Here is a 14677-nt window from a genome sequence, read left to right on the forward strand (position 1 = left end):
ACTCCGGCTGGAGGGCCGACCGGCACGGATCGCCGGTCAGCCCTCCAGCAATTCCTCGGCACTGACGGTCGCCGCCCCGAACCGGCCCACGACGATCCCGCCCGCCCGGTTGGCCAGCGCGGCTGCCACCCGCAGCGGACAACCGGCCGCCAGCAGCACCGCCACCGCCGCGATCACCGTGTCCCCTGCGCCGGTCACGTCATAGACCTCGCGCACGGTGGCGCGCTCGTCATGCCGGCCGGCGGCATCGAACAGCGTAAGCCCGCGCTCGGACCGGGTCAGCAGCAGCGCGCCGATCTCCAGCTCCGTCATCAGCTGTCGCACGCGCTGCTCCAGCTCCGCTTCGTCCGCCCACCGGCCGATCACGGCGGTCAGCTCGGCCTGGTTGGGCGTCAGCAGGTCGGCGCCGCGATAGATGGTGAAGTCGCGCCCCTTGGGATCGACCAGCACCTGCCGCCCCGCCCCCTTGCCCAGCGCGATCAGCTCGCCCACCCGCGCCAGCCCGCCCTTGGCATAGTCAGACAACACCAGCACGCCGCACCCGGCAACCTGACCGGCCAGTGCATCATGCAGCTTGTCCAAGGCCGCGCAGGACGGCTCGCTCTCGCAATCCACGCGCAACATCTGCTGCCCGCGACCGCTGATGCGCAGCTTCACCGTGGTCGGCGCCACCGCATCACGCACCAGCGCATCGGTGACCCCCGCCTGCGCCAGCAGCCCGGCGATCCGTTCCCCGCCTTCATCCTCTCCGATGATTCCCGCCAGCGTGCAGGCGGCGCCCAGCGCGGCGACATTGCGCGCCACATTGGCCGCTCCGCCCAGCCGCAGCTCCTCCGCATTCATGCGCACCACCGGTACAGGCGCCTCGGGCGAGATGCGTTCGACCTCGCCATGCCAGTACCGGTCCAGCATGACGTCGCCGGCCACCAGCACCCGGGCGCCACGCAATGCGGCGGGATCTATTGCGCTCAAGCTTTGAACCTCCCATTTGCCGCCCCAACGATCCAGCGGCGAAAAAGGGCGCGGCCAGCTGGTCGGCCCGCAGACTCTCGCCGCATCATGCTTGTAATCGGGCCGTAACATCGCCATTGGCTGCCCTGCGCCCCACACCATTGCTGCGAGTTCTATGAACCTGACCCATCCCTTCATGGACGCGGACGGCGACAAGCTGCGCGAAGAATGCGGCGTCTTCGGCGTCATCGGTGCACCGGAGGCTGCGGCCGCCTGCGCCCTCGGTCTCCACGCCCTGCAACATCGCGGGCAGGAGGCGGTCGGCATCACCAGTTTCGACGGGGCGGAGTTCTACACCCGCCGCGGCCTCGGCCATGTGGCGGAGAACTTCTCGACCGGCGAATCGATCGCCGAACTGCCTGGCTCCATGGCGGCGGGGCATGTACGCTACTCCACCACAGGCGGCGCCGGCCTGCGCAATGTGCAGCCGTTGTATGCCGATCTGGCCAGCGGCGGCTTTGCCGTGGCGCATAATGGCAACATCTCCAACGCCCGGCACCTGCGGCAGGAACTGGTGCAGAAGGGCGCCATCTTCCAGTCGACCAGCGATACGGAGGTGATCATCCACCTCGTCGCCACCAGCCGCTACCCCACCATGCTGGACAAGCTGGTGGATGCGCTGCGGCTGGTCGAAGGCGCCTATGCCCTGATCGTGATGACCCCGCGCGGCATGGCCGCCTGCCGCGATCCGCTGGGCATCCGCCCGCTGGTGATGGGCCGGCTGGGCGATGCCACCGTGTTCGCCAGCGAGACGGTGGCGCTGGACGTGGTCGGCGCCGAGTTCGAACGGCAGATCGAACCCGGCGAATTCGTGGAAGTAGATTTCGACGGCACCCGCCGCAGCCACCGCCCGTTCGGCACGCCCAATGGCCGCCCCTGCATTTTCGAGCACGTCTATTTCAGCCGCCCGGATTCGATCCTGGACGATCGTTCCGTGTACGAATCGCGCAAGGCGATCGGCGTGGAACTGGCGCGGGAATCGCGGGTAGAGGCCGATATCGTGGTGCCCGTGCCCGACAGCGGCGTACCGGCGGCGATCGGCTATTCGCAGGAATCGGGCATCCCGTTCGAACTGGGGATCATCCGCTCCCACTATGTCGGGCGCACCTTCATCCAGCCGTCGGACAGCGTCCGCCATGCATCGGTGAAGCGCAAGCACAACGCCAACCGCAAGCTGGTGGAAGGCAAGCGCATCGTGCTGATCGACGATTCCATCGTGCGCGGCACCACCAGTCTGAAGATCGTGCAGATGATGCGCGATGCCGGCGCCAAGGAGGTGCACTTCCGCGTGGCCAGCCCGCCCACCGGGCATGGCTGCTACTATGGCGTCGACACGCCGGAACGGTCCAAGCTGCTGGCCGGCCGGATGGACGTGGCCGCGATGTGCGAGTTCATCCAGGCGGACAGCCTCGCCTTTGTCTCGATAGACGGCCTGTATCGCGCGGTCGGGCTTGCCTCCCGCAACAATGCCTGCCCGCAATATTGCGACGCCTGCTTCACGGGCGATTACCCCACCGCGCTGACCGACCTGCAGGACCGGCGCGGGCTGGAAAAGCAGCTTCCCTTCCCCATCAGCAAGCCGGTCGACAAGGTCGCCTGATGGCCGATCCCGTGCAGCAAGGCCCGCTCGCCGGCCGTATCGCCTATGTCACCGGATCCAGCCGCGGCATCGGCGCCGCCACCGCTCAGGCACTCGCCGCGGCGGGCGCGCATGTGCTGCTCAGCGGGCGGTCGGCCACCGATCTGGAGGGGGTGGAGGATGCCATCCACCAGGCCGGGGGCACCGCCACCATCGCCCCGTTCGACCTGACCGAGGGCGACTCGATCGCCCGGCTCGCCGGCGCAGTGGCGGAACGGTGGGACCGGCTCGACATTCTCGTGCTCAACGCCGCGCTCCTGCCGCAGCTGACGCCCGTGGCGCAGATCGAGGGCAAGGCGTTCAACCAGGCGCTGACCACCAATCTGCTCGCTCCTCAGGCGCTGCTCGCCGCGTTCGATCCGCTGCTGCGCCGTAGCCCGGCGGGCCGTGTGATCGCGCTCACCAGTTCCGTCGCCACCGCGCCGCGCGCCTATTGGGGGGCCTATGCCGCCAGCAAGGCCGCGCTGGAGGTGCTGGTGGATACGTACGGGCAGGAGGTCGAGCGCATCTCCGGCACCCGCGTCGCCATCGTGGACCCCGGCGCCACCCGCACCCGCATGCGCGCCCGCGCCTTCCCGGGCGAGGATCCGCAGGACGTGAAGCCGCCCGAAGCCGTCGCCGCGCGCATCGCCGCGCTGCTGGCGGAAGACTTCCCGAACCACCACCGCGAACGCGTCGAGGGTTAATCCTCGCGCAGGCTGCGATAGGCCGCCAGCGCCCGCTCCCGCCCTTCGCGGTGGCCGATGATCTTCGGCAGGTAAGCCCCTTCCGGCGGATCGTGGATCACCGCGTCAGGAACATCCGCCAGCTCCGGCACCCAGCGGCGGATATAATCGCCGGCCTCGAACTTCACCGATTGCGTCAGCGGCGCCATGATGCGCGTGAACAGCTGCGTATCCACGCCCGTGCCGCTGACCCATTGCCAGTTCACCGCATTGTTGCCGCAATCGGCATCCACCAGCGTGTCCCAGAACCAGCGTTCCCCCACGCGCCAATCGATCAGCAGATGCTTGATCAGGAAGCTGGCGACGATCATTCGCACCCGGTTGTGCAGCCAGCCGCTCTGCCACAGCTGCCGCATGCCGGCATCCACGATCGGATATCCGGTGCGCCCTTCCCGCCAGGCGCGGATATCCGCCTCGTCATACCGCCACGGGAAGCGCTCGAATTGCTCGCGGTAGTTCTGCGTCTGGTAATCGGGAAAGCTCAGGATGATGTTCTGCGTGAAATCGCGCCAGATCAGTTCGCTGCGGAAGGTTTCGACCCCGTCTCCGTCCTGCCCTTCCAGCGCACGCCACACCTGCGCCGGCGACAGCTCGCCCCAATGCAGCCGGGGCGACAGGCGGCTGGACCCTTCGGTGGAAGGCAGGTTGCGCTCGTCGCGGTACCGATCGGCATGGTCGGCGAACTGCGCCAGCTGGCGGTGCGCCGCCGCTTCGCCCGGCTCCCACGCTTCGGCAAACCCGGCGGACCAGTCGGGCTTCGTCGGCAGCAGGTGCCAGTCTGCCAGCCGGTCCGATCGCGGCCAGGCCTCGGGCGCAGCCAGATCGGGGATCGGCAGCGGCGCCTGCTGCGGCAGGTCACGCTGCAGGGCACGAGCAAACGGGGTGTAGATCTTGTATGGTTGCCCGCCCCCGGTCAGTACGCTGCCCGGCGGCATCAGGTAATTGCCATCGTGCAACTGCAGCTCGACCCGCCCCGCCAGTTCGGCCTCCGCCGGCCGCCACCAGGGCTCGTAATGATGCAGCGCATGCACGCCCGCCGCGCCGGTCTCCTCCACCAGCCGGCACAGTTCCGCCACCGCGTCACCGCGCCGCAGCACCAGCCTGCTGCCCTGCTCCGCCAGCGCACGGTCCAGCGCGGCGAGCGAATGATGCAGCCACCAGCGTGATGCCCCGCCCAGCCGACGTTCGCCCGGCCGCTCGTCATCCAGCACATAGACCGGGATCACCGGCCCGGTCTCGGCGGCGGCGAACAGGGCGGCCTGATCCGCAAGCCGCAGGTCGCGCCGCAGCCAGACGATGTGGGGTCGGTTCATGGATGGCCGAACGGGGTCAGCCGCCAGCCTGTTCCCCGCAGGTACCCGCCGGCAACGGAACCGTGAAGCGCCCGCGCGCCATTCCGCTGGCGAACCGGGCATCACCCAGCAGCAAGGAATCCCCCTCGCGCAGGATCAGCGGCGCGCGCGACCAGAACAGGAAGGCGTCCACCGCCCGGTCCCGCCGCCGCGCCGCCGCCAGATTGCATTGCGCCAGCCTGATGGCCCCGACCGGCTGCCCGTCCACCTGCCACAGCCCGTCGCCATTGCCGATGATCATCTCCCGCCGCCAGAACGCCACCGGCACTTCATTGGCGATCGCCACCAATGGATAGGGTGCGCTCAGCTTGGCGTGACGCTCGTTGGCCCAGGTGATGCCGGCATTCAGCCCGATATAGGCCAGCACCGCCGCCATCCCGATCCGCGCCGGCCGTCGCCACTCCCCGCCGCGCCGCTCCCGCCGCAGCGACCACCAGACCGTCCCGCCCATGCCCAGCCATAGCCACAGGTCGATGATGAAGATCACGTCGCCATGGAACCACCGATGTCCGAACGGCTCCAGCAACCGCACGCCATAGGAGTTCAGCCAGTCGAAGGCCGGATGGCTGAGGCAGGCGATCAGCGACAACGCCCACAGCCAGCCGAACCGCACCGGCAGGCGCCCCGCCGGCCGCTTGCCACGCCTTGCCTGCCAGCGGTCGAACCACCACAACCCGCCCGCCAGCACCAGCGGCAGCACCAGCATGGCGATGGGTCCGTGCGTCAGGCCGCGCCGCAGCGCCAGATGCTGCATATCGCCCAGCATCACACAACTCGCGTCGATGTCGGGAATGTTGGCACCGATGATCAGCGCGGGCATGGCCAGGCCCGTCCGCCGCTTCAGCCCGGCCTGCCCGATCAGCGCGCCCACCAGGCTGTGCGTGAGATTGTCCATGGCCGTGCTTGGCACATTTCGCGCGAGCTTGGCAAAGCGGCAATCTGGCTTTTGCAGCCCGGCTCGCCTAACCGTGGCTGATGACCGAAACAGATCGCGCGAAGTACCGCCCCTGCGTGGGCATCATGCTGGTGAATGGCGAGGGCGAGGCCTTTGTCGGCAAGCGGATCGACAACAAGGAAGGCGATCGCTGGCAGATGCCGCAGGGTGGGGTCGACCCGGGCGAAGATCTGGACACCGCCATGCTGCGCGAGCTGGCGGAGGAGACCGGCGCCCGGCCGGACCACCTCCAGATCCTGCACCGCCTGCCGGAAGAGCTGCTATACGAACTGCCGGAGGAGCTGCAGGGCAAGCTGTGGGGCGGGCGCTATGTCGGCCAGCGGCAATATTGGTACCTGGTGCGCTTCACCGGCGCCGACAGCGACATCGACCTCGACGCGCACAAGCACCCGGAATTCTGCGAATGGAAGTGGGTCGAGCCGGAGCTGCTGCCGGAGATGATCGTGCCGTTCAAGCGCGACATCTACCGCACCGTCGTGGAAGGCTTCCGCGACCTGCTGTGATTGCCTAGTTCTGGGTCACGCCGCTGGTGTCGGGCAGCGCCGCCTCGGCGGTCTGCACCGGCGGGCCCTGCGCGATCACGGCGGCCAGCCGCTCGGCCTCCGTGCAGCCGCCGCCGCACAGCGATTGCAGCTGCGCCAGGTTACGCTCCGCCTTGGCGACGGCGCCCTTTTCCACCAGAGCGGCCCCTTCGCCGCTGATGGCCGCCAGGTTGCCGGGCTCACGCTCCAGCGCCTCGCGATAATAATGGATCGCCTTGCCCTGCAGCCCCTGCTGCCGGGCGGCGCCCGCCAGGTCCAGATAGACGCCGGTAAAGGCCGGATCGACCACCAGCGCCGCCTCGAACGCGTCGATCGCCGCCTGCAGGTCGCCCGCATCCGCCGCGCTGCGGCCCTGCGCGACCAGCGCGGCGGCACGCGGATCGGGATCGTGCGTGGCGCCATGGCCCACGCTGGCGCTCACCGCCACCAGCAGCGACAAGGCAAGGGCGGCGGGGGTGAAGCGCATCACGAACTCCTGGAGCGCGGATCGACGTTTGAGGCGGCTGACAGCCATGGAACGATCGAGTTACCACCTCTTTCCGAGACGCGCGACGAAAAAACCGTCGGTGCCATCGGTATGCGGTGTCAAACGTACCCCGTCGCCGCGCGCAGTGCCGCAGGGCAACGCCACCTCCTGCGCCGACCAGTCCGGCTGCCCGTCCAGGAACCGGCTCACCTGCCCGGAGCCCTCCTCGTCCAGCAGCGAGCAGGTGACATAGACGAGCCGCCCGCCGGGCTTCACCAGCTGTGCGGCCAGCGCCAGCAGCCGCCCCTGCAACGCCACCAGCCGCTCCAGCTCGGCCGGGGTCAGGCGCCAGCGTGCTTCCGGATTGCGGCGCCAGGTTCCCGTGCCCGAACAGGGCGCATCCACCAGCACCGCATCCGCCTGGCCGACCCACGGCTGCAATGCGGCCAGTTCCTGCCCCGGGTTCAGCAGCACCACATTGTCCACCTTCGCCCCGGCGCGTTCCGCCCGTGGGCCTAGCCGCGACAGCCGTGTGCGATCCGTATCCGCGGCGACCAGCGTGCCGCCATTTCCCATCGCTGCCGCCAGCGCCAGCGTCTTGCCGCCCGCCCCGGCGCACAGGTCGATCACCGTCTCGCCACCTTGCGAGGCCACCGCCTCGCACACCAGCTGGCTGCCGCCATCCTGCACCTCGATCAGCCCCTGCGCATAAGCGTCCCACTGCTCCACCGGAGTGCCGGCCGGCAGGCGCAGGCCCTGCGGCGTGGGCAACGCCTCTCCCGGCTCCGGCAGGTCCACCGTCGCGCGGGTCGTCTTCAGCGCATTGACCCGCACGTCCAGCGGCGCGCGCTCCAGCAACGCCTCCGCCTCGGCACCGTCGATTCCGGCAGAGGCCAGCCGCGCCGCCAGCCATTCCGGCGCCACGCCGCCCGCCGCAACCGGTTCGCCGGCAGCGATCGGCGCCGGGCCATAGTTCGATCCGTCGAACGATGCGGCCAGCTCCGGCTGCAGCTGAGCCAGCCGCAGCATCGCCGCCCGGCCGCTTTCCGGGACAGGGCCGCAGGCGCGGATCGCCTGATAGACCAGCTCGCGAATGGCGCGCCGGTCCTTCGATCCTGCAAAGCGCCGCTGCCGCAGCCATTCGCCCAGCAACCGGTCCGCCGGGGCCCCCTGCCCCCGCGCGGCAGCGATCACCAGATCCAGCACCTCGATCGCAGCGGCAATCCGCGCAGCCGGCGTCATCGCGCCAGGAAATCCACGATCGCCTGACCCAGCGCACCAAAGGTCACGCTGCTCATATGCGTTCCCGGCACCTCGCTTTGGCTCCCGTCAGGCAAGGCCGCGACCAGCTCCTCGGGCGAACCGTTGTCGCGATCCTCAGTCCCGCACAGCACCAGCGTCGGCATGGCGACTGCCGCCAGCTCCGCCGGCTCGATATCGCCCACGCTGGTCAGCAGCAGGCGCGCCGCCGCACGGTTGACGCCCATCGTGCGCATGAACTGCACCGCCAGCCAGGCGGGGTCGCCCCGCACCACATCGTCGAACCGGTCGATCGCATCGATGAAGAAGGCCGCCCGCCGGTCCCACCCGGTCAGGCCGGTCAGCCCCATGCCCGACAGCACCAGCCGCCGCGGCCGCAAACCGCCGATCACCGCGCCGGCACTGGTCCGCGCACCCAGCGAGAAGCCGACAAGGTCGAAATCCTCCAGCTCCAGCGCCTGGACCAGCATACCCACGTCGCGCAGCAGCACGCCCGCAGGGTAAGCGGCGGGATCGGTCGGAGCCTCGCTGTCGCCATGCGCGCGCAGGTCGGGCATGATCGCCTCGAAACCCGCATCGGCCAGCTTCTGCGCGTGGCCGAACTTGATCCAGTTGGTCGCCGCGTTGGAGAACAGGCCGTGCAGCAGCAGCACCGGGCGCCCCTCTCCCAGCCGATGCACCGCCAGCCTTGTGCCGGCATGGCCTGCCACCATCTGCGTAACCACGCTCACGACGTTCGATCTCCCAGCTTGCTGCCGCGCACCACGCTGCGCTGCGGCGGCGTCGCCCCCGCATGGCGCTTCGCGTCGGCCATGACAAGCCGTGCGGCCCGCCTTCGGCATCATGCCGGGAACGATGGCCGGATCAGTGCTGGTGCATGCAGGGCTGGTGCATGCAGGGCTGTGCCGCCCCCGCGCGGCCGTTAGCCCGCGGGCTCGACGCCCGCTTCGTGCCAGCGGCGCACGAAATCGACATTCTCGTCGCTGCGCTGTCCCGGCAGGTGCGTGATGTCGGCCCAGTCCGGCAGCATGGTTTCCACGGCGAAGTTCTTCCCCGGCCGGAACCGTGCCGGCTCGTCAAAGCTGCCGATCGTCAGATCGATCCTGGACATGTCTTCCAGATAGGCGAACCCCAGCGGCGTGCCGCAATGGCTGCAGAACGGTCGGTGCGCGATGGCAGAGGACTGGTGCCAGTCCGGCTTGCCATCCCAGCGTATGCTGTCCATCTCCACGCCGACCAGCGCCGCCCAGGCGCCGCCGGTTGCCTTGCGGCACATTCCGCAGTGACAGGCATAAGCGTCACCTGGTTCGACATCGGCAGTGAAGCGCACTCGCCCGCACTGGCATCCGCCGCTCATCCGTTCCATTTCGAGACCTCCAACGTCGAGCATACAGGATCGGCGAAGGGGGATGTAGTTCCCAGAGGTGCGCGCCGGGCCTGTGTTTGTCCCATTTTGGGAAGGCAGCCTTCATTGCTAACAACCGACGGTCAGCGGGAGCGGCAAACCGTTCCCGAGAACAGCGCCGCCACCCGTGCCTGCGGTCCGCTGCCTGCCAGCACGCCGTGGATCGCCCCGCTTGGCGTGCCGTACCGGAATTCGCCGGGCAACGCCGGGTCCGGGGACGTGTAGATGGGGGTCAGCTCTTCAAGCTGGGCCCGGGTGATGCCCGGCGCGATGCTTCCCTCTGTCGCAGCTGTCGCTCCGGCCCGAATGGTCCAGCCGGCAAGCTGCTCCTGCTGGAAGCCAAGCTGGAGCGGACCGTAGCTGGTGAACGCCATCGGCCCGGCATCACACTTGCTGCCCGCAGACCGGCGCGCGGCTTCGGCGCCATACACCGCCGCCGCGGCTTGCTCGACCTCGGCGCGGGCGGTGCCGAATGGAAACCGGGCGCGGCTGCCGTCGCTGCCGGCAAACACCACGCCCTGCGCATCCAGCATCAGATCATAGGTCGGGGCAGGTGGCGGCTCTTCCCCGCAGGCACCCAGCAGGAGCGCCACCGCACAGGGAGCGGCGCCCCGATGCACACGCATCCGGGTGATCAGCCCTTCTTCAGGTGCCGCCGGCCCAGCAGCTCCGCGATCTGCACCGCGTTCAGCGCCGCCCCCTTGCGCAGATTGTCGCTGACGCACCACAGGCTCAGCCCGTTCTCCACCGTCGGATCCTCGCGCACGCGGCTGACATAGGTCGCGCCGTCGCCGGCTGCCTCCACCGGGGTGACATATCCGCCATCTTCCCGCTTATCGACCAGCATGATGCCCGGCGCCTCGCGCAGGATGTCCTGCGCCTGTTCGGCAGTGATCTCGCGCTCGAACTCGATATTGATCGATTCCGAATGGCCAACGAACACCGGCACGCGCACGCAGGTGGCGTTGACCTTGATGGCGGAGCCCATGATCTTCTTGGTCTCGACCACCATCTTCCATTCTTCCTTGGTCGAACCGTCGTCCAGGAAGCTGTCGATATGCGGGATCACGTTGAAGGCGATCTGCTTGGTGAACTTGGCCGGTGCCACCGGGTCGCCGACGAAGATGGCGCGGCTCTGTTCGAACAGCTCGTCCATGCCCGCCTTGCCCGCACCGCTGACCGACTGGTAGGTGCTGACCACCACCCGCTTGATCCCGGCCGCATCGTGCAGCGGCTTCAGCGCCACCACCATCTGCGCGGTGGAACAGTTGGGATTGGCGATGATGTTGCGCGCGGTGTAGCCGTCGATCGCATCCGGGTTCACCTCCGGCACGATCAGCGGCACGTCCGGATCCATCCGGTACAGGCTGGAATTGTCGATCACCACGCACCCGGCGGCCGCGGCCTTGGGCGCATATTCCTTCGTCGGGCCGCTGCCGGCCGCGAACAGGGCGATGTCCCATCCGGTGAAGTCGAAATGCTCCAGGCTCTTGCACTTCACCTTGCGGCCGGAATCGCCGACCTCGATCTCCAGGCCGATCGAGCGGGAGGAGGCGACCGCGGCCACCTCGTCCATCGGGAACTCGCGCTCGGCCAGGATCGCGAGCATCTCGCGCCCCACATTGCCCGTCGCACCCACGACCGCCACCCGGTAACCCATCACCTACTCCTCAGTTCGACAGGCGCGCGCGATAGCCGACTGGGGGCGGCGCGCAAACAAATTGCCTGCGTCCGCCCCCAAGCAGCGCTATTCTGCCGCAGTGCCCGTCTCCGGCCCGGCGCCATTGCGATCCAGGAAATCGAAGATCGAATTCCACAGGTGCACGCTGACCTTGGGCCCGCCCACACGGTGCGTGTAGCCGGGATACAGCATCATCTCGAACGGCACCGCCTCGCCCTGCATGCGGGCGATCAGCTCGGACGCGTTCTCGAACACCACATTGTCGTCCGCCATGCCGTGGATCAGCAGCATGGGATCGCTGATGCCCAGCGCTCCCTCGATCGCGGCGGACCGCTCGTAAGCGGCGGCATCGGTGGTCGGCAGGCCCATGAAGCGTTCGGTGTAATGCGTGTCGTACAGCTCCCACCGGGTCACCGGCGCACCGGAGATACCGGCCGCATACAGGCCCGGATCGGCCGCCAGCTGCTTCAGCGTCATGTAGCCGCCATAGGACCAGCCATAGATGCTGATCTTGTCGGGGTTCACGAAGTCCAGCGTCTTCAGATACTCGGCCCCGGCCTTCTGGTCGGCCACCTCCACCGTGCCCATCGCGCGGTAGATCGGCTTCTCGAACGCCACGCCCCGGTTGGCGCTGCCGCGATTGTCGAGCTCGAAATAGATATAGCCACGATCCACGATCGCCTGCGCCAGCGCACCCTTCCAGCCGCGCGTCACGCCTTGCGGGCCGGGGCCGCCATAATGCTGGAAGAACACGGGGTAGGTCTTGCCGGGCTCCAGCTCCGGCGTGATCATCATCCAGTGCAGCGGCGTGCCGTCCTCGGCGGGCACCGTGCCATAGGTCGTCGGCCGGTGGCTCGCCAGGAACGGGGCGTAGGGATGACCGGCATCCAACCGGTTCTCCTCGATCCAGGCCAGCCGCTCGCCGCTGGTGTCCGCCAGATAGGTCTGCGCCGGCTGCGTGTCGCTGGACCGGCTGACCAGCAGGCTGCGCGCGGCGCCGTCCATCTGCACCGTATTGGCGAACGCCTTGTCGGTCAGCAGCGTCTGCGCGGACGGATTCGCCAGGTCGAGCACATAGGCCTGCTGCGCCAGCACATCATCCTTGGTGCCGGTAAAATAGACCTTGCCCGCATCCTCGTCCACGCCGACCAGCCGCGTGACCACCCACTCGCCATCGGTCAGCTGCGTCCACTCGCCCCCGGCGAAACGGTACAGATGGCCGAAGCCGTCCCGTTCCGACCACCAGATCAGGCTGCCATCCTTCATGAAGCGGTAATTGTTGGTCAGGTTGATCCAGTGCCCCTCGGCCGCCCGCTCGGTGAACAGCACTTCGCTGGCGCCAGTCGCGGGATCGACCTTCAGCATGTCGATCCTGGTCTGCAGCCGGTCCTGCCGCTGCACGTACAGCGCGCTGCCATCCGGGGCCCAGTCCACCCGGGCGACATAGATGTCCTTGTCCGCACCCAGGTCGACCTCGACCTGGCTGCTGCCATCGGGGTTCATCACGAACAGGCGCACATCGGCGTTGGGCGTGCCAGCGGCGGGGTAGCGCTGGTCATAGACGCGCGTGCCGGTCGCGCCGATCGCCGCGCGCGTGACCACGCCCACCGGGCTCTCGTCCACCCGCGCCACGGCGATGCGGCGGTCGTCGGGCGACCACCAGAAGCCGGTGTGCCGGTCCATCTCCTCCTGCGCCACGAACTCCGCCTCGCCCCAGGTGACCAGCTCGCTGACCTCCTGCGGGGTGACGGGCTTCGGCTGCTCGCCGAGCTTGCCCGTCCACAGCTGCCGGTCGCGCACGAAGGAGATCCACGCACCCGTTTCGCTCAGCGTGGGGTTGAGCTCGGATTCTTCCGTATCGGTCAGCCGCTGCACCGTGCCGTCCAGCTTCGCCAGATAGAGGTCGCCCTCCAGCGGCACCAGCAGCGCCTGCCCGTCCGCGGCCCACTGGTAATCGACGATGCCCTTCAGGCTGCCGATCCGCAGCCGCTCCCGCTGCATCTTCTCCGCTTCGGACAAGGCGCGCCCGCTGCCCAGCGCCTCGCTGTCGACCAGCATGCGCCACTCCGCACTCTCGCGGTCATAGCCCCACAGGTCGTAGCGCTCCCGATCGTCCTCGCGATTGCGCAGCAGCGTCAGGAACCGGCCATCGGGCGACATCTGCGGCGCGCGTGGCGCCGGGCCGTTCAGGCTGGGGCTGCCGAACACCCGCTCCAGCGTCAGCTCCGCCTGCTGCTGCGCCCCGTCAGTCATGCGCGCCTCCTGCGCCAGCACGGGCGCGGCGGCAGTGGAGGCAAGCAGCAGGGCGGCGATCAGGGTACGCATATGGGGGCATTCTCTCGTTCCGGTTTCACGCAGGCGGCATGGTTACGCATGAAAGCGGTGTGGGGAAAGGGGGCCAAGAAAAAGGGCCCGGCCACCTCTCGGCAACCGGACCCCCTTCAAAACCCTTGCAGGGCAGATCAGCCTTACGGGTTGACCTTGCGCTCCGCGATACGGGCGCGCTTGCCGGTGCGGCCGCGCAGGTAATACAGCTTGGCGCGACGCACCACGCCGCGGCGGACCACGGTGATGCTGTCGATGTTGGGCGAATAGAGCGGGAACACACGCTCCACACCTTCGCCGAAGCTGATCTTGCGGACGGTGAAGTTGCTGCCCATCGCGCGGTTCGAACGCGCGATGCACACGCCTTCGTAGTTCTGCACGCGGGTGCGCTCACCTTCCACGACGCGCACGCCTACGCGCAGCGTGTCACCGGGGCGAAATTCGGGGATGTCCTTGCCTTCGCTCAGCTGGGCAATGGCTTCGGCTTCCAGTTCCTGGATCAGACCCATGGTCCGTAGTCCTCATCAATCGTGCCGCGCGCCAGAGGCAGGCTGGCCCCGAACACCACCATGGCGTTCCCAAAGGTCCGGCCTGCGTAACCGTGTGTCTTCCTCGCTGCGCAGCTTGCGCCACGCCGCGATCTTCGCATGATCCCCCGATCGCAGCACTTCGGGGATCGTGCGCCCTTCCCATTCGACTGGTCGGGTATAATGCGGGTATTCGAGCAATCCCTCCTCGAAGGATTCCTCCGCCCCGCTGGAAGCCGCGCCCATTACGCCGGGCAACAGGCGAATGCAAGCATCCAGAATGGCGATCGCCGCCGTCTCCCCGCCTGACAGCACGATGTCCGACAGGCTGACCTGTTCCACCTGCCGCCCTTCGAAGATCCGCTCGTCGAACCCCTCGAACCGGCCGCACAGGACCGTGACGCCGGGTCCGCTGGCCAGCTCGCGGATGCGCGCCTGCGTGATCGGGCGGCCGCGCGGGGTCATCGCCAGCACCGGACAGTCGGGTCGCCGGCCGCGCACATCGTCGATCGCAGCTGCCAGGATGTCCGCCTTCAGCACCATGCCCGCACCGCCGCCCGCCGGCGTGTCGTCCACGGTGCGGTGCCTGTCCGTCGCGAAGTCGCGCAGCTGCACCGGCTCGCACGACCAGGTCCCCTCCGCCAGCGCCCGGCCCGCCAGCGACTGGCCGAGCGGGCCGGGGAACATGTCGGGATACAGGGTGATGATGGTGGCAGCGAAGGTCATGCGCGCCGCCCTAGCCCATCAGGCCCGTTTCACGAAGACCACACCCGCAGGCGGCCGGCAGGA

The 14677-nt window shown here is 68.6% G+C and carries 15 protein-coding genes; 3 read left to right on the forward strand and 12 right to left on the reverse strand.

The window, feature by feature from the left end:
• Positions 1-36: 36 nt before the first annotated feature.
• Positions 37-972 carry a D-glycero-beta-D-manno-heptose-7-phosphate kinase gene (rfaE1, locus tag D5S08_RS09795; RefSeq protein ID WP_241557337.1) on the reverse strand — a complete coding sequence of 312 codons (936 nt, stop codon included), beginning with the start codon at positions 970-972 and terminating at the stop codon, positions 37-39.
• 154 nt (positions 973-1126) lie between these two features.
• Here rfaE1 and purF point away from each other — a divergent pair, with 154 nt between their 5' ends.
• Together purF and D5S08_RS09805 are read left to right on the forward strand one after the other, a co-directional pair.
• Positions 1127-2611, forward strand: a complete 1485-nt coding sequence (purF, locus tag D5S08_RS09800; protein WP_121117982.1) for an amidophosphoribosyltransferase — start codon at positions 1127-1129, stop codon at positions 2609-2611.
• Positions 2611-3336 carry an SDR family NAD(P)-dependent oxidoreductase gene (locus D5S08_RS09805; protein ID WP_121117984.1) on the forward strand — a complete coding sequence of 242 codons (726 nt, stop codon included), beginning with the start codon at positions 2611-2613 and terminating at the stop codon, positions 3334-3336. Before purF ends, D5S08_RS09805 begins: the two co-directional genes overlap by 1 nt.
• Here D5S08_RS09805 and D5S08_RS09810 read toward each other — a convergent pair.
• Together D5S08_RS09810 and D5S08_RS09815 are read right to left on the reverse strand one after the other, a co-directional pair.
• The gene (locus D5S08_RS09810) at positions 3333-4688 is read right to left on the reverse strand and encodes a cryptochrome/photolyase family protein (RefSeq protein WP_121117986.1); all 1356 of its coding nucleotides are present in this window, start codon (positions 4686-4688) and stop codon (positions 3333-3335) included. The genes D5S08_RS09805 and D5S08_RS09810 overlap by 4 nt on opposite strands.
• Positions 4689-4704: 16 nt before the next feature.
• Positions 4705-5622 carry a metal-dependent hydrolase gene (locus tag D5S08_RS09815; protein ID WP_121117988.1) on the reverse strand — a complete coding sequence of 306 codons (918 nt, stop codon included), beginning with the start codon at positions 5620-5622 and terminating at the stop codon, positions 4705-4707.
• Positions 5623-5702: 80 nt separating this feature from the next.
• Here D5S08_RS09815 and D5S08_RS09820 point away from each other — a divergent pair, with 80 nt between their 5' ends.
• Positions 5703-6185 (forward strand): RNA pyrophosphohydrolase, encoded by a 483-nt coding sequence (locus D5S08_RS09820; RefSeq protein WP_121117990.1) that lies wholly within the window; start codon positions 5703-5705, stop codon positions 6183-6185.
• 4 nt (positions 6186-6189) lie between these two features.
• Here D5S08_RS09820 and D5S08_RS09825 read toward each other — a convergent pair whose 3' ends face one another.
• The 9 genes from D5S08_RS09825 to trmD all read right to left on the reverse strand — a co-directional run bounded on the left by D5S08_RS09825 (position 6190) and on the right by trmD (position 14614).
• Positions 6190-6690 carry a tetratricopeptide repeat protein gene (locus tag D5S08_RS09825; RefSeq protein ID WP_121118168.1) on the reverse strand — a complete coding sequence of 167 codons (501 nt, stop codon included), beginning with the start codon at positions 6688-6690 and terminating at the stop codon, positions 6190-6192.
• A 60-nt stretch (positions 6691-6750) separates the two neighbouring features.
• Positions 6751-7932, reverse strand: coding sequence for an RsmB/NOP family class I SAM-dependent RNA methyltransferase (locus D5S08_RS09830; protein ID WP_121117992.1), 1182 nt, complete (start codon positions 7930-7932; stop codon positions 6751-6753).
• Positions 7929-8663, reverse strand: a complete 735-nt coding sequence (locus tag D5S08_RS09835) for an alpha/beta fold hydrolase (protein WP_121117994.1) — start codon at positions 8661-8663, stop codon at positions 7929-7931. The genes D5S08_RS09830 and D5S08_RS09835 overlap by 4 nt, the downstream gene beginning before the upstream one ends.
• 209 nt (positions 8664-8872) lie before the next feature.
• Positions 8873-9340, reverse strand: coding sequence for a GFA family protein (locus D5S08_RS09840; protein ID WP_338322966.1), 468 nt, complete (start codon positions 9338-9340; stop codon positions 8873-8875).
• Between the two features lie 98 nt (positions 9341-9438).
• On the reverse strand, positions 9439-9981 hold the full coding sequence (locus D5S08_RS09845) for a hypothetical protein (RefSeq protein ID WP_121117998.1): 543 nt from the start codon (positions 9979-9981) through the stop codon (positions 9439-9441).
• A gap of 8 nt (positions 9982-9989) precedes the next feature.
• Positions 9990-11015 carry an aspartate-semialdehyde dehydrogenase gene (locus D5S08_RS09850; protein ID WP_121118000.1) on the reverse strand — a complete coding sequence of 342 codons (1026 nt, stop codon included), beginning with the start codon at positions 11013-11015 and terminating at the stop codon, positions 9990-9992.
• A gap of 87 nt (positions 11016-11102) precedes the next feature.
• On the reverse strand, positions 11103-13361 hold the full coding sequence (locus tag D5S08_RS09855; RefSeq protein ID WP_121118002.1) for a S9 family peptidase: 2259 nt from the start codon (positions 13359-13361) through the stop codon (positions 11103-11105).
• A gap of 143 nt (positions 13362-13504) precedes the next feature.
• Complete coding sequence (gene rplS / locus D5S08_RS09860; RefSeq protein WP_039094391.1) at positions 13505-13870, reverse strand: 50S ribosomal protein L19; 366 nt, start codon at positions 13868-13870, stop codon at positions 13505-13507.
• A 15-nt stretch (positions 13871-13885) separates the two neighbouring features.
• Complete coding sequence (gene trmD, locus D5S08_RS09865) at positions 13886-14614, reverse strand: tRNA (guanosine(37)-N1)-methyltransferase TrmD (protein ID WP_121118004.1); 729 nt, start codon at positions 14612-14614, stop codon at positions 13886-13888.
• Positions 14615-14677: the final 63 nt, after the last annotated feature.

The organism is Croceibacterium ferulae (assembly GCF_003660445.1).
GTDB lineage: Bacteria > Pseudomonadota > Alphaproteobacteria > Sphingomonadales > Sphingomonadaceae > Croceibacterium > Croceibacterium ferulae.

Coding starts and splice junctions, on each gene's coding strand:
- purF (WP_121117982.1), top strand. CDS start 1,127: ATGAACCTGACCCATCCCTTCATGGACGCGGACGGCGACAAGCTGCGC.
- D5S08_RS09805 (WP_121117984.1), top strand. CDS start 2,611: ATGGCCGATCCCGTGCAGCAAGGCCCGCTCGCCGGCCGTATCGCCTAT.
- D5S08_RS09810 (WP_121117986.1), bottom strand. CDS start 4,688: ATGAACCGACCCCACATCGTCTGGCTGCGGCGCGACCTGCGGCTTGCG.
- D5S08_RS09815 (WP_121117988.1), bottom strand. CDS start 5,622: ATGGACAATCTCACGCACAGCCTGGTGGGCGCGCTGATCGGGCAGGCC.
- D5S08_RS09820 (WP_121117990.1), top strand. CDS start 5,703: ATGACCGAAACAGATCGCGCGAAGTACCGCCCCTGCGTGGGCATCATG.
- D5S08_RS09825 (WP_121118168.1), bottom strand. CDS start 6,690: ATGCGCTTCACCCCCGCCGCCCTTGCCTTGTCGCTGCTGGTGGCGGTG.
- D5S08_RS09830 (WP_121117992.1), bottom strand. CDS start 7,932: ATGACGCCGGCTGCGCGGATTGCCGCTGCGATCGAGGTGCTGGATCTG.
- D5S08_RS09835 (WP_121117994.1), bottom strand. CDS start 8,663: ATGGTGGCAGGCCATGCCGGCACAAGGCTGGCGGTGCATCGGCTGGGA.
- D5S08_RS09840 (WP_338322966.1), bottom strand. CDS start 9,340: ATGCTCGACGTTGGAGGTCTCGAAATGGAACGGATGAGCGGCGGATGC.
- D5S08_RS09845 (WP_121117998.1), bottom strand. CDS start 9,981: ATGCGTGTGCATCGGGGCGCCGCTCCCTGTGCGGTGGCGCTCCTGCTG.
- D5S08_RS09850 (WP_121118000.1), bottom strand. CDS start 11,015: ATGGGTTACCGGGTGGCGGTCGTGGGTGCGACGGGCAATGTGGGGCGC.
- D5S08_RS09855 (WP_121118002.1), bottom strand. CDS start 13,361: ATGCGTACCCTGATCGCCGCCCTGCTGCTTGCCTCCACTGCCGCCGCG.
- rplS (WP_039094391.1), bottom strand. CDS start 13,870: ATGGGTCTGATCCAGGAACTGGAAGCCGAAGCCATTGCCCAGCTGAGC.
- trmD (WP_121118004.1), bottom strand. CDS start 14,614: ATGACCTTCGCTGCCACCATCATCACCCTGTATCCCGACATGTTCCCC.